This window comes from Phyllobacterium sp. CL33Tsu, assembly GCF_900113985.1.
GTDB lineage: Bacteria > Pseudomonadota > Alphaproteobacteria > Rhizobiales > Rhizobiaceae > Phyllobacterium > Phyllobacterium pellucidum.
Map to the genome: position 1 here is coordinate 1,384,263 of NZ_FORJ01000001.1, position 13,150 is coordinate 1,397,412.

A 13,150-nucleotide genomic window follows, 5' to 3' on the forward strand; every position below is an offset into this window, starting at 1 on the left:
TTTTGCCCGGGGGTCAATCTTCAATGCGTGTGTCTTCAGTCCGGCAGTTCTGCCGCGGGCTACCACAAGTGCGAACATCACCATGGTATCTATCGCAAGCATCCGCACCGTCCTTTCGGCATCGGTGCTATTCCTCATGCTCGGCGCCGTTTCAGCACATGCAGGCTCAGCCTGCGGCGGCGCATCCTGGTATGCCTTGCGTTCCAAGACTGCATCCGGCGAACGGATGAACCCATCCGATTTGACCGCCGCTCACCGCACCCTGCCCTTCGGCTCGAAGGTCAAGGTTACCAATCAGCGCAATGGTCGTTCCATTGTCGTGCGCATCAATGATCGCGGGCCGTTCATCAAGGGCCGTGTGATCGACCTCTCCAAGGGTGCCGCCAACCGGCTCGGCTTTGTCGGGCAGGGACACACCAACATCTGCATGGCTCAGCTCTGATAAGGCCTCTGGAAGCAAGCATGCGCCAGCGGCGTTGGCGTATGATGGGATTGACGTTGACCGTCGAACGTGACATCGCCATGTGAGCATTTCCTGCTCGTTTAGGGGACTTTCGATGGTACTCCAAGTCGCGGTCCAGATGGACCATATCAAATCGATCCGGATCGGCGGCGACACGACCTTCGCGCTTTGCCTTGAAGCGCAGAAGCGCGGCCACGTTCTCTTCCACTACACGCCCGACCGGATCAGCCTGCGCGACGGCGTCGTGTCGGCGCGTATCGAGGACCTCAGCGTCCGCGATGTCGAAGGCGACCACTTCACCCTTGGTGAGCCGATCCGCCGCGACCTGTCGGAGATGGATGTGGTGTTGCTCCGCCAGGATCCGCCCTTCGACATGAACTACATCACGACAACGCATATGCTCGAGCGCATCCATCCGCAGACGCTCGTTGTCAACGATCCCGCCTGGGTGCGCAACAGTCCCGAAAAGATCTTCGTCACCGAGTTTCCGGATTTGATGCCGGAGACCCTGATCACCAAGGATCCTCAGGAGATCGTCGCCTTCCGCAAGGAGTTCGGCGACATCATCCTCAAGCCGCTCTATGGCAATGGCGGCGCCGGCGTATTCCACCTTGCCGATGGTGACCGCAATCTCACCTCGCTGCTCGAAATGTTCGGCCAGATGTTCCGCGAGCCGATCATCGCCCAGCGCTACCTGAAGGACGTGCGGGCCGGCGACAAGCGCATCATTCTTATCGATGGCGAACCCGTGGGCGCAATCAACCGTGTCCCGTCGGATAGCGATGCGCGATCCAACATGCATGTCGGCGGCCGGGCTGAGAAAACGGAACTCACCGAGCGCGAACGCGAGATCTGCGCGCGCATCGGACCGGCTTTGCGTGAACGCGGCTTTATTCTCGTCGGCATCGACGTGATCGGCGACTACATGACCGAGATCAATGTGACCTCCCCGACGGGCGTACGCGAGGTGAAGCGTTTCGGCGGCGCCGACATTGCCGCGCTGTTCTGGGATGCGGTCGAGGCCAAACGCGATTAAGGCTCCCCGCCTGAACCGTTCACTTAATGTTCTTGTGATGTGGGATGAAATGTGCTGATGTTGCGTTATTGCACTCAGCTCTTTTCATGCCCGCATTTTCAAGGACGAAATCATGGTCACCCGCATTCGGACGGTCGCCTTCCAGGGTATCGATGCGCAGCCCGTCGATGTGCAGGTCATGATCGCGCCCGGCAAGATGGGCATGCATATTGTCGGCCTCCCGGATAAGGCTGTCGCTGAAAGCCGTGAGCGGGTCCAAGCCGCCTTGCATGCATCCGGGTTGTCGATGCCGGTGAAGAAGGTGACCGTCAATCTCGCGCCGGCGGACCTTCCCAAGGAAGGCAGTCACTACGATCTTCCCATCGCCGTGGGGTTGATGGCCGGGCTCGGCGCCATCCCCGCCGATGTGCTGCAATCCTATGTCGTCCTTGGCGAACTCTCGCTCGACGGCACCATCACGCATGTGGCGGGGGTTCTCCCTGCGGCCATCGCCGCCAACCGCCAGGACCGGGGGCTGATATGCCCGGCCCCGTGTGGACCTGAGGCCGCCTGGGCAGGACCCGAAATCGATATCCTTGCGCCGCGCAGCCTCATTGCCCTCGCCAACCATTTTCGCGGCACACAGGTTCTCTCCCGGCCCGAGCCGGCCATGCAGACGAGCGCGACCGGCCTGCCCGATCTTGCAGACATCCGCGGACAGGAAAGCGCCAGGCGCGCGCTCGAAGTCGCGGCGGCTGGAGGGCACAATCTCCTGATGGCCGGGCCGCCTGGTTCCGGCAAATCCATGCTGGCGCAACGGCTCCCGTCGATCCTGCCGCCGCTCCTGCCGCGCGAACTGCTGGACGTGTCGATGATCGCGTCGATCGCCGGCGAACTTCTCGGCGGCAAGCTTACCGACCGGCGTCCGTTCCGCGCCCCGCATCACTCAGCCTCTATGGCGGCGATGGTCGGAGGCGGCGTCCGTGCCCGGCCCGGTGAGGTCTCGCTCGCCCATCACGGCGTTCTCTTCCTCGATGAGTTCCCGGAATTCACGCCGCAGGTCCTCGATTCGCTGCGCCAGCCCCTGGAGACCGGCGAATGCCTGATCGCGCGCGCCAACCACCGCATCGTCTATCCGGCACAGATCCAGCTGGTAGCGGCGATGAATCCCTGCCGTTGCGGCATGGCGGGCGAGCCCGGCCATCAATGTGCGCGTGGCCCGCGCTGCCGCCAGGACTATCAGGCGCGTCTTTCCGGGCCGCTGCTCGACCGCATCGACATCAGGATCGACGTGCCTTCAGTGAGCGCGAGCGATCTCATCCGCCCGGCTGCGTCGGAAGCGAGCGTCACAGTGGCGGCGCGGGTCGCACGGGCGCGCGCCGTTCAAAAGCGGCGCTACGAAGAACTCGGCGCTCCCTCGATCACGACGAATGCGCATTCCTCCGTCGCGCTGATCGAAACGGTCGCCGCACCCGATGCTTCCGGCATGGCGCTGCTGCACCAGGCAAGCGAGCAGATGCGATTCTCGGCCCGCGCCTATCACCGTGTGCTGAAGGTTGCGCGCACGCTGGCCGACCTAGACGGCCAGGAAACGGTCGGGCGCATTCACCTTGCCGAAGCAATCTCCTATCGCATGATCGCCGACAGGATGGGCGAGCCAGCGTGAGATCGAGGCAGAATTGCTGAGGGTAGCCAGGTAGCGTCTTGCCTGCGTCAGCACGAAAGATGCGGAAACGTTTATCAGGCGCGACCGCCGCGCCTTTCTGGTGCGAGAATCCTAGGTAAGGACGGCGCAAATGAAAACTGCCGGACCCTTGGTCCGGCAGTTCGAGTTTCGCGGACTCGCCCGGTTACTGGACCGAACCGACGAGGATGTTGGACGGAGCTTCGATGCTGACCCAGCGCCCGGTATTGTTGGTCGCCTGGCGCTTCAGGTAGGTGTACTCGGTCTCCGACCAGTTCTTCACACCGTCAACGAGGTTATCGAGAACGAAATCACCCTTGTCGGTGCGCACGGTCAGGACTGCATGACCCTCGCCATCAGGCTTGCGGACAACGGTGATCAGCAGATTGGCGGGCGAGATGCCCTGCTGCATCAGGTCGCGGCGCTTCAGGAGCACATAGTCTTCGCAATCGCCGACCTTGTCCGGATAGGCCCAGTATTCCTCGACCCCGTAAATTTCCTTGTCGGTGAGCGGTTTGATCTTCTGGTTCACGTCGCTGTTGACGTTGACGATCAACTGCCAGAAATCGTGGCTCATCTTTTCGGGCATGATATTGCGGCTACGGATCGAGCATTCTTCCGGCATACGCTTGCACAACTCGTAATGACCGATTGGTTGTGAGGTGAGGCCACCGGTGGTCATGAACGCTTCAGACGCCGAGGCGGAGTTTGCCCCAAATGCGGCCGTGAAGAGCGCTGCCGCGATCCCCATCGACTTCAAAACCCGCCCCATTCCGAACATGCCCTACTCCACACCAGCAGCCTTCGTTAACAAAACGTTAATGGCCGGACGGGACATGAGTCAATCACAATGGCGCCACGGTCTTGCCATTGTTAATATATGGTTAAAATTTGAGAAGCCGCCTATCCCCACGTTCGATTGATATGCGCCGACGTGGAATTGCTGCGAAACTCTATGACTTCCGAAGCAACATACCTTGTGGGCGAAGCCCGAAGCCGCTGCTCAAACCACTGAAAAACAACAATTATTTCTCGCACTCTTTCCGTGGAACAGACTAATCGATCTGTGTCTCCACTGCCTGAGGCTAGACCGAAGGTTCTAGCCCGCCGCGCGCTTGCCGATCGGCGTAACGTTGCTCGTCCGGCGGTTCACGCGTGCGTGATCGTTAACGAATTTGACGATTCGTGGTGCAATTTCGGCACGGAAGCGCGAACCGTTGAACACGCCGTAGTGCCCAACCTTCGGCTGCAGGTAATGCATGCGCATCTCTTTGGGGATATTCACGCAGAGGGTCTGAGCTGCCTTGGTCTGACCTACGCCGGAGATATCGTCATTTTCGCCTTCCACCGTAAGCAGCGCCACATTGCGAATGGCGGATGGATCGACAAGGATGCCGCGGTGGGTCATCTCGCCCTTTGGCAGGGCGTGACGGACGAATACGGTATCGACGGTCTGCAGGTAGAACTCGGCCGTCAAATCCATCACCGCCATATATTCATCGTAGAATTCGCGGTGCTTGTCTGCCGAGTCGCCATCCTCCTTCACGAGATGCATGAAGAATTCCTTGTGCGCCGTGATATGGCGGTCGAGATTCATGCTCATGAAGCCTGAAAGCTGCAGGAAACCGGGATAGACCTCACGCATAAAGCCCGCATGCGGCCAGGGAACCGACATGACGACATTGTCGCGGAACCAGTCGATGCCCTTTTCCTCGGCGAGTTTGTTGACCACCGTCGGATTCTTGCGGGTATCGATTGGCCCACCCATCAGCGTCATGCTCGAAGGCGCGAAACGGTCGCCATTGGCTTCCATGACCGAAACGGCGGCAAGCACCGGTACGGAAGGCTGGCACACCGCAACCACGTGCGTATCTTCGCCCAACGCATGGAACATCTCGATGACGTAATCGATATAGTCGTCGAGATCGAACTTGCCGTCAGTGAGCGAAACGGTGCGGGCGTCCACCCAATCGGTGATATAGACCTCCGCATGCGGCAGAAGCGCTTCGACGGTACCGCGCAGCAGCGTCGCATAGTGGCCGGACATGGGCGCAACAATCAGGATCCTCGGATCGGCGGCACGCTTTGCCGGCAGGGCGCGCTTGAAATGGATGAGGTTGCAGAACGGCTTCTTCCAGACGATCTTCTCTTTGACGTCGGTCTCAACTCCGTCAACCACCGTGGTAGGCAGGCCGAATGCCGGCTTGCCGTAGGCACGGGTGGTGCGCTCGAAGAGCTCACACATCGCCGCGATGGAGCGCCCGACTACCGTCTGGGACAATGGATTGAGCGGGTTATCGTAGAACAGCTTGGTGGCATCGGCGAAAGCCCTGTAAGGCTGAAGCGCGGCATGGTTGAGTTCATAAAGTTGGTAAAACATTCCACTTTCCGATCAATCACCACAGCTGCAATTCAAGAACAATGACGCCCACATATGAAAATGTTCTTGACGGGTCAGTGACCGTAGCTGGTTTTACCGCTATTGCAATGCAACAAAGGTATGAGAGAACAGAAAAATGTTCGCATCGAAAGGCGTAGCCGCAGTTAGCCGGCTTCGGCGCCTTCGACCAGCAGCATCTCACCCTCGGCGACTGTCAGGCGGATAGCCTTGGCAGCTTGGTATTCCGGCGAATTATAGCAATCGAGCGCGGCCTGGAGCGAGGGAAACTCGATGACAACGTTGCGTCCGCGCGCCTGCCCTTCGAGCACGTGATAGGCGCCGCCGCGCGCCAGGAAATTGGCGCCATATTTCTCGAACGCAGGTTTCGCTGTGGCGATATAGTCCTTGTAGCGTTCCGGGTCTTTTACATCCATCCGCGCGATCCAGTATCCCTTGGGCATTTTCTCGCTCCTTTGATGTCCAATTATGCCTTGGCCATTTCAGCCAGAATCTCTTCCGCTGCCGCACGGCGATCGCCCGCGCCGACAATGGGGCGGCTGACCACAAGGTGGCTCGCCCCGGCGCGCAGGGCGTCTGCCGGCGTCATCACACGCTTCTGATCGTCTGCGGCGGAACCTGCCTGGCGAATGCCCGGCGTGACGATGGCAAGCTTTGGACCGACGACCTTGCGCACAGCCTCGGCCTCCGGCGCCGCGCAAACGATCCCGCCCATGCCGGCGTTGAATGCCTGTTCGGCCCGGATCAGCACCAGCGTATGCGGGTCGTGCTCATAGCCGGCATTGACGAGATCCTGCTGGTCCATCGAGGTCAACACTGTCACGCCGAGCAAGCAAAGGTCGGATCCCCGCGCTGCCTCGACGGCGGCCCGCATGGCTTTCGGATAGGCATGCAGCGTCAGCATCGACACGCCCATTTTAACGATATTCTCAACGGCCTTCGCCACCGTGTTGTCGATGTCGAGAAGTTTCATGTCGAGAAAGACTTTCTTGCCGGAACGGGCAAGTTCGCTGGCCAGACCAAGCCCGCCGGCGAAGGCGAGCTGATAGCCGATCTTGTAGTATGAAACCGTATCGCCGAGTTCGCTGATCACCTCTTCGGCGACGTCGAGCGTCGGCACGTCAAGGCCGACGATCAGGCGCTCGCGCAAAGCCGCATCCGTCATGACAATCATCCCTTTTTGTTTGATCGCATCCCATTGGCACAGATGCAGCCGATTGAAAACAGATATTGCCGCGAGCGGCCGCAAAACGCCGACTATGCGCGGGATTTGGCAAAGCGCGTATGGTCGATCAACGATTGGCAGACCCGTTCCATCGACTTTGCCGTGCGCTCGTTGCGAAACGATCCATCCTCGGCGAAGGCTTCATGGGCATGGATCACCGAGCATTGTTCCGTGATGATCTGCGTCCCGACATTCATCAGGACCGATCGCAAATGATAGAGCCCGCGTGCACCGCCGAAATTGCCCTCGGATGAAGAGCAAAGTCCGACGACCTTGCCGGAATAGGGCTTGAGCGGCTTGTCGCCATCCTTCGAAATACGGCTGACCCAGTCGATGGTATTCTTGAGAAGCGGCGGAATGGAAGAATTGTACTCAGGCGAGGCAATCAGCATGCCATCATGAGCGGCGAAGAGCCGGCCAAGCTTCATGGCATTGTCAGGTATTCCCTTTTTCTCTTCGAGATCCTCATCCATCAACGGCAAGGGATAATCGAAAAGCGCAATAAGCGTCACATCGGCGCCGAGTTCGGCCAATGTCTTGACCGCAGCGTTTGCTACCTTCTTGCTGTAGGCACCCGTACGGTTCGACCCGGCGAACACCAGAATCTTCGGCAGCATTCAAACCCTCTATATCGAAATGGCAGCGCAGCGCAATTAAGCGGAGTCAATCGACCCTGCGGTAGACCCAGAGCCGTGCCGGCGGCACGTTGCGGATAATGAAATCGAGATGCTCAATCTTGTAGTTGCCGCGCCCGGCGGGCACCGGCGAAAGCGGCCCATAGGTAATCTGGACGACGGGCCGCCCGTGCGGAATACGCCGCAGCAGATCCTCGACGATGGCAACGCGGTCACTTACGGGGAAATTCAAGAGTGGAACCGCCGAGATGACGCTATCGAATTTCTGGTCGCGCTTCTCGCCCAGCGTGGTGTCGAGATCGAACGCATCGCCTTCGATGATGTTGACGCCAGGGAAATCCTCGCGCAGATGCTCGGCAAAATCCGACGAGTATTCGACGCTATAAAGGTTGGCCGGGGCGACGCCGCGACTGAGAATAGCCCGGGTGATTACCCCTGTGCCGGGGCCGAGTTCGAGCACGGGAAGCCCGGAATGCGGATTGACGACGCTCGCCATGCGCCGGGCAGTGATCGAACTCGTTGGAAGAATCGAACCCACCGCCTTGGGACCATGCATCCAACCCTTGAAGAACCGGATTTCCTCGCCGAACTTCTCGGCCAGCTTCTTCCCCAAAGGTCTCGACATGCTCATCCTCCGTCGCAGTTAGACAAGTTTATGCCGCAACACGTGACGGAAGCAAGGCCGCCAACGGGAAAAGATCCAATAAAACTACTCGCTTAGACTTTCGAAGAACTCTTTCATGCGGGCAAAGAAGCCTGACGATTGCGGGCTGTTATCCTGCGATGAAATGCGCTCGAACTCTTCGAGCAACTCGCGCTGGCGCTTGTTGAGATTCTGCGGCGTTTCAATGGCCATCTGGATGTAGAGATCGCCCATGGCAGGCTGGCGCAGCACCGGCATGCCCTTGCCCTTGAGGCGGAACTGCTTGGCATTTTGCGTACCATCGGGAATCTTGACCCGCGTCTGCGTACCGTCCAGCGTCGCAACTTCGATCTGCCCGCCAAGCGCGGCAGTCGTCATCGAAATCGGCACCTTGCAATAGAGATCGGCACCGTCGCGCTGGAAAAACTCATGCGGCTTCAGCGAGAGGAAAATATAAAGATCGCCCGCCGGTCCGCCACGCAATCCGGCTTCGCCCTCGCCGGTCAGGCGAATGCGGGTGCCATCCTCGATGCCGGCTGGAATGTTGACGGAAAGCGCGCGTTCTTCGGTAACGCGGCCCTGGCCTGAGCATTTGGTGCATGGATCCTTGATGATCTGGCCACGGCCATGGCATGTCGGGCAGGTGCGCTCGATCGAGAAGAACCCTTGAGCAGCGCGCACGCGGCCAGAACCGCTGCAGGTGCTGCAGGTGACGGGCGATGTGCCGACTTTTGCACCTGTACCCGAGCATTCGTCGCAGGTGATCGAGGTTGGAACCCGGATTTGCGCCGTCTTGCCGGTATAGGCTTCCTCGAGCGTGATCTCCATATTGTAGCGCAGATCGGCGCCACGCTCGCGGCCGCCGGAGCGGCGCTGACGTCCGCCGCCCATCATCTCGCCAAAAATATCTTCAAAAATATCGGCAAAACCACCGGCGCCGCCGAAGCCACCACCGCCATTCATGCCGCCATGCTCGAAGGCCGCATGACCAAAGCGGTCGTAAGCTGCTCGCTTCTGCGGGTCTTTCAGGGTCTCGTAGGCCTCGCCAATTTCCTTGAATCGGTGTTCGGCGGCTGCGTCTCCCGGATTCTTGTCGGGGTGAAATTGCATTGCCAGCTTACGGAAAGCGCTCTTGAGCTCTTTCTCATCAGCGCCTTTCGTAACGCCGAGGGTTTCGTAATAGTCAGCCTTCATCCAGACACTCGTTCCGTGAAAATCGCGTACGCTTCTTTAAGAAGCTTGTTTAATGCCGGTATTTAGGTGTTCGCCGCCGTGAATGCCATAGCCAACTTACATTGATTCGCAAGAAATGCCGCATATTCGCGGATTATCGCGGGAATGTGGCAGGATCTCCCCCTTGCTTTTGATTTTCTTCGCAAGGGCGAGAAAGCCCGGCGCAATGGCCGGGCTCGTCTCGTTTCATTCACAAGAGTTTCGCCGCGTCGCAATGGCGCATTGAAATCAACGGAGAGGCCGGCCGTCGAGCTTTCCGGAATCGGCGAGCCCCCCACCCGCGCCTCCGGCAGACGAGGTCGAGCCTCCAGAGGTCGAGGGCGGCGTGGGTGCCACGGGAGGCGTCGGAACTGGGGTTGATGCGGTCGTCGGGGCGGCCGAAACGTCTGTCGCGCCAAGCAACTCGAGCTCTGCAATCGAGACGTCGTTGGTTCCGGTGAACTCCAGCCGATACTTGGCGTAGTAAGCCGGCGCCTTCAGCGCGAACGGACGGGTCTGCCGGCGCCACGCGAAGCCCTGGCCTTCGCGGGTGTCGAGCGTCACCCACACCAAACCGTCATTCGAACCTTTCAGTATCCATCCCGTCGGGTCCTTCGTCGCATCAGTCGATGACGACAGGGTGTAGAGCGATACGGCATCGATCATTGTCGGCGCTTTTTTCGCCGCCTCGATCCAGCCCGCGCCTTTACTGGTCCATGCGGTGCCGGAAGTACGATCGAAAATGGCATCCTTTTTATCTGCCGTACTCGCGGTGACGTCGTAGTTGCCGACCGGCAACAGCGATTTCAGCGGGTTCGGAACCTTGCTGTCCTGGGTGATCGACGTCGGGAGGTCGTTGGTGCCGGTACCCCATTGGGAAGGGTTATCTTCCCGAGTTCAGCCTGCAGATCCGCGATATGCGGCTGCATGGTCTCAAGCTTCACGGTCTTGACGATCTGCGACAGCGACGACAGCGCGCCCTGCAACTCTTTGACGCTTGTGGTCGTGGCTGCCGTTCCAGCCTTCAAGTCATCGAGTTGCTTGGAAAGGGCAGCGATCGTCGTCACGGAGGTCGATTGCTGCGTCTTCACATCGCCGATCTGCTTTGCAAGATCAGCGAGCGACGCAGTGGTCATCTTGCCGCCTGCTTGCAGTTCGCTGATCTGGCGAGCCAGTTCGGCCAGCGAATTCGCATTCTTCTCACTGGTATTCTTTTGATCGTTGAGCTGATCGGCAAGCGCACTCGTCGCAGCGTCGGCGACTTTGTCCGCTTTTTGCAGGTTACCCACCTCCGATGACAACCCGGCAATCTCAGTCGAAGCCTTGAGGTTGGCGTCCTTCAGCGCGCTTACCTCGACAGCAAGCGCGGACAACCCGACTGCAACGTCCGAGGCACCTTGATTGGCAGCTTTAAGCTCGCCGACCTGTGCTGTCAGTGCAGCGTTGGTGGTGTTCAGCGTCTCGATCTGGGAAGCGAATGTGCCCTGATCGTTCCCGGTGGTGGCCTTGTCGTCGCCGTTGTTGCAGCCGGCGAGCATCGTGCACCCAAGAAGGGCGGTGATAAATGTCTTTTTCAAAATGACTTTCCTCCAATGATTCAACGATGAATCCTGCTGAAATAGCTTGGAGGGCAAGGGTCCGAAATACGGGCCCCGGTTCGATTGCCCCTCCCAGTAGCAATTCAACCGATTGAATAGGCGTGATAGCCCTATTTTCCTCGGCTCTCAATTGAGCGAAAGTCTAACCCGGCAAACAAAAAGCCCGGCACGAAGGCCGGGCTTTTCCGTGTGTTCTTTAGAAGGCGTCAGGCAGACTTCTTCTTGCCGTCCTCGTCGATCTCTTCGAAATCGGCGTCGACCACATCGTCGTCGGCCTTGGCCGCTGCCTCGGCGCCCGCGGCGCCTTCAGCTGCTTCCGCAGCCTGCGAGGCTTCGTACATTGCCTGGCCAAGCTTCATCGAAGCTTCGGCAAGAGTCTGGGTCTTTGCCTTGATGACTTCGGCGTCATCGCCTTCGATTACAGATTTCAGATCGGCAAGCGCGGTCTCGATGGCGCCCTTGTCCTCAGCCGAAACCTTGTCGCCATAGTCCTTCAGCGACTTTTCGGTTGAATGGACCAGAGCTTCCGCCTGGTTCTTCGCCTCGACAGCCTCGCGACGCTTCTTGTCGCTCTCGGCATTGGCTTCGGCATCCTTCACCATCTTCTCGATGTCGGCGTCGGAGAGGCCACCGGATGCCTGGATGCGGATCTGGTGCTCCTTGCCGGTGCCCTTGTCCTTGGCCGAAACGTTGACGATACCGTTGGCGTCGATGTCGAACGTGACCTCGATCTGCGGAACGCCGCGCGGCGCTGGCGGAATGCCAACGAGATCGAACTGGCCAAGCGCCTTGTTGTCGGCAGCCATTTCGCGCTCGCCCTGGAAGACGCGGATCGTCACGGCGGACTGATTGTCCTCGGCCGTGGAGAAAGTCTGCGACTTCTTCGTCGGGATCGTCGTGTTGCGCTCGATCAGACGGGTGAAAACACCGCCCAGCGTTTCTATGCCGAGCGAAAGCGGCGTGACGTCGAGCAGGAGCACGTCCTTGACGTCGCCCTGGAGAACACCGGCCTGAATGGCGGCGCCCATTGCGACCACTTCGTCTGGATTGACGCCCTTATGGGGTTCCTTGCCGAAGAAGGCTTTGACGATTTCCTGGATCTTCGGCATGCGGGTCATGCCGCCGACGAGAACCACTTCATCGATCTCACCAGCCTTGAGGCCGGCATCCTTGAGCGCGGACTTGCAGGGCTCGACCGTGCGCTGGACCAGATCGTCGACGAGGCTTTCGAACTTGGCGCGCGACAGCTTCATCGTCAGATGCTTCGGACCCGTCGCATCGGCGGTGATGAACGGCAGGTTGATTTCCGTCTGCTGTGCCGACGAAAGTTCGATCTTCGCCTTTTCAGCGGCTTCCTTGAGGCGCTGCAGCGCGAGTTTGTCGTTTTTCAGGTCGATGCCCTGTTCCTTCTTGAACTCGGCTGCGAAATATTCGACCAGACGCATGTCGAAGTCTTCACCGCCGAGGAACGTATCGCCATTGGTCGACTTTACTTCGAAGACGCCGTCGCCGATCTCGAGAATCGACACGTCGAACGTGCCGCCGCCAAGATCGTATACGGCAATCGTCTTGCCTTCCTTCTTGTCAAGCCCATAAGCGAGAGCGGCCGCAGTCGGCTCGTTGATGATGCGCAGGACTTCAAGACCGGCGATCTTGCCGGCATCCTTGGTCGCCTGACGCTGGGCATCGTTGAAGTAGGCCGGAACCGTGATGACGGCTTTCTCGACCTTCTCGCCGAGATAGGCTTCGGCGGTTTCCTTCATCTTCTGCAGGACCATCGCGGAAATCTGCGACGGCGAATATTTCTTGCCGTGAACTTCAACCCAGGCATCGCCATTGTCGCCCTTCACAATGTGATAGGGGACGAGCTTCTTGTCCTTTTCGACGGTCGGATCGTCGAAGCGGCGGCCGATGAGGCGCTTGACCGCAAAGACGGTGCCTTCCGGATTGGTGACAGCCTGGCGCTTGGCCGGCTGGCCAACGAGGCGTTCGTCGCTATCCGTAAATGCAACGATGGATGGCGTCGTGCGTGCGCCTTCCGCATTTTCAATGACCTTCGCGTTCTTGCCATCCATGACGGCGACGCAGGAATTGGTCGTTCCCAAATCAATACCGATAACTTTTGCCATTACTTCATCTCCATTCAGCAGGCTGCTGGGACCTCTGCCGAGCATTCCATTCAGCAGCCCCTAGGGGGTTTCAACAATAGGGGACCGCCGAGGCGAGCGGTACTTACATTGTTGGGGGCTATATAAGAAGGGTAAATTTGCCATGCAA

13 protein-coding genes are annotated in these 13,150 nt (G+C 59.2%); 3 read left to right on the forward strand and 10 right to left on the reverse strand.

All coding sequences use genetic code 11. The annotated features are described in order from the left end of the window. Positions 1–136: 136 nt before the first annotated feature. The 3 genes from BM074_RS06710 to BM074_RS06720 all read left to right on the forward strand — a co-directional run bounded on the left by BM074_RS06710 (position 137) and on the right by BM074_RS06720 (position 3,144). Positions 137–442 (forward strand): septal ring lytic transglycosylase RlpA family protein, encoded by a 306-nt coding sequence (locus BM074_RS06710; RefSeq protein ID WP_051614846.1) that lies wholly within the window; start codon positions 137–139, stop codon positions 440–442. Between the two features lie 115 nt (positions 443–557). Further along, on the forward strand, positions 558–1,499 hold the full coding sequence (gene gshB / locus BM074_RS06715) for a glutathione synthase (RefSeq protein ID WP_091920639.1): 942 nt from the start codon (positions 558–560) through the stop codon (positions 1,497–1,499). Between the two features lie 112 nt (positions 1,500–1,611). Then, positions 1,612–3,144 carry a YifB family Mg chelatase-like AAA ATPase gene (locus BM074_RS06720; protein ID WP_091920640.1) on the forward strand — a complete coding sequence of 511 codons (1,533 nt, stop codon included), beginning with the start codon at positions 1,612–1,614 and terminating at the stop codon, positions 3,142–3,144. A gap of 184 nt (positions 3,145–3,328) precedes the next feature. On the opposite strand, the gene BM074_RS06725 is transcribed toward BM074_RS06720, so the two are convergent. The 10 genes from BM074_RS06725 to dnaK form a co-directional block, all read right to left on the reverse strand. Beyond that, a complete protein-coding gene (locus BM074_RS06725) occupies positions 3,329–3,943 on the reverse strand; it encodes a transglutaminase-like cysteine peptidase (RefSeq protein WP_027230869.1) in 615 nt (204 codons plus the stop codon). A gap of 318 nt (positions 3,944–4,261) precedes the next feature. Further along, positions 4,262–5,542 carry a polyhydroxyalkanoate depolymerase gene (locus BM074_RS06730; RefSeq protein WP_091920642.1) on the reverse strand — a complete coding sequence of 427 codons (1,281 nt, stop codon included), beginning with the start codon at positions 5,540–5,542 and terminating at the stop codon, positions 4,262–4,264. A gap of 164 nt (positions 5,543–5,706) precedes the next feature. Further along, positions 5,707–6,003 carry a DUF1330 domain-containing protein gene (locus BM074_RS06735; RefSeq protein WP_027230871.1) on the reverse strand — a complete coding sequence of 99 codons (297 nt, stop codon included), beginning with the start codon at positions 6,001–6,003 and terminating at the stop codon, positions 5,707–5,709. A 23-nt stretch (positions 6,004–6,026) separates the two neighbouring features. Beyond that, positions 6,027–6,725, reverse strand: a complete 699-nt coding sequence (gene pyrF, locus BM074_RS06740; RefSeq protein WP_091921538.1) for an orotidine-5'-phosphate decarboxylase — start codon at positions 6,723–6,725, stop codon at positions 6,027–6,029. Positions 6,726–6,817: 92 nt separating this feature from the next. Further along, positions 6,818–7,402, reverse strand: coding sequence for an NADPH-dependent FMN reductase (locus BM074_RS06745; RefSeq protein ID WP_091920643.1), 585 nt, complete (start codon positions 7,400–7,402; stop codon positions 6,818–6,820). A gap of 46 nt (positions 7,403–7,448) precedes the next feature. Beyond that, positions 7,449–8,045, reverse strand: coding sequence for a phospholipid N-methyltransferase PmtA (gene pmtA, locus BM074_RS06750; RefSeq protein ID WP_027230873.1), 597 nt, complete (start codon positions 8,043–8,045; stop codon positions 7,449–7,451). An 84-nt stretch (positions 8,046–8,129) separates the two neighbouring features. After that, positions 8,130–9,257 carry a molecular chaperone DnaJ gene (gene dnaJ / locus BM074_RS06755; RefSeq protein WP_027230874.1) on the reverse strand — a complete coding sequence of 376 codons (1,128 nt, stop codon included), beginning with the start codon at positions 9,255–9,257 and terminating at the stop codon, positions 8,130–8,132. A 267-nt stretch (positions 9,258–9,524) separates the two neighbouring features. After that, positions 9,525–10,073 carry a hypothetical protein gene (locus BM074_RS06760; protein ID WP_091920645.1) on the reverse strand — a complete coding sequence of 183 codons (549 nt, stop codon included), beginning with the start codon at positions 10,071–10,073 and terminating at the stop codon, positions 9,525–9,527. Positions 10,074–10,081: 8 nt separating this feature from the next. Next, positions 10,082–10,852 carry a coiled-coil domain-containing protein gene (locus tag BM074_RS06765; RefSeq protein ID WP_091920647.1) on the reverse strand — a complete coding sequence of 257 codons (771 nt, stop codon included), beginning with the start codon at positions 10,850–10,852 and terminating at the stop codon, positions 10,082–10,084. A gap of 227 nt (positions 10,853–11,079) precedes the next feature. Beyond that, positions 11,080–13,002 carry a molecular chaperone DnaK gene (dnaK, locus tag BM074_RS06770; protein ID WP_091920649.1) on the reverse strand — a complete coding sequence of 641 codons (1,923 nt, stop codon included), beginning with the start codon at positions 13,000–13,002 and terminating at the stop codon, positions 11,080–11,082. Positions 13,003–13,150: the final 148 nt, after the last annotated feature.